Below are 810 nucleotides of genomic sequence, written 5' to 3'. Positions count from 1 at the left end.
CATCTTCTTTGACTACAGGAACCTTGAAGGTCGGACCTGTCCATTCCCCATTCTCATATCGAGCTCCGCCACCAAAATATGACGCTAACATATTGCTCATCGAATAAAGCTGAGAACCATTGACCGCTTCTGTCGAAACTGCAGAAAGCGTTCCTGATTTCACACCTGACAAAGTCCGAGATACTCCATCAGTATTCGCAAACGTGATTTCTGATCCATCTGTCTCTGATCCTATCTTGATAACACTGCTCTTATCATCTTGCTTAACAAGACTGTCACTAACAACTTGGGCGATCTCATTCTTAAGTTCTTTATGAATATTCGTGAAAGAATTGCCTACACCAGCAAACGCTTTCGCTACATCATCATAACTTTGCTCTTCAACTGTACTGCCATCTTCCTTGACTACATGAACCTTAAACTTTGGGGCTTTCCATTGGCCATTCTCATACTCAGCTCCACCTCCTAAATAGCTCGCAACAGTCTTATTGGCCGCAAAAAGCTGTGAACCATTAACCGCTTCATTCGATTCTTCCGAAAGAACTCCTGCTTTCACGCCTGACAAGGTCCGCGATGCATCTCCACTATTGGCAATACTAATGCTGTTGCCACCTTTTTCTGCACCTATCTTGATTTCCTGTGTACCAGCATCCTGCTTAACAAGACTGTCACTAACAACTTGGGCAATCTCATTCTTAAGTTCTTTATGAATATTCGTGAAAGAATTGCCTACACCAGCAAACGCTTTCGCTACATCAGCATAACTTTGCTCTTCAACTGCACTGCCATCTTCCTTGACTACATGAACCT

The 810-nt window shown here is 43.2% G+C and carries 1 pseudogene; it reads right to left on the bottom strand.

Annotated elements, in window-relative coordinates:
* Positions 1–810 (bottom strand): annotated as a pseudogene (locus tag J7R07_RS07950) (adhesin); the annotation flags it as partial.

It is taken from the genome of Bartonella phoceensis (genome assembly GCF_902825145.1).
In the GTDB taxonomy this organism is placed as follows: Bacteria; Pseudomonadota; Alphaproteobacteria; order Rhizobiales; family Rhizobiaceae; genus Bartonella; species Bartonella phoceensis.
Note: the sequence above shows the minus strand (reverse complement) of the source record. Positions and strands in the feature narration are given on the sequence as shown.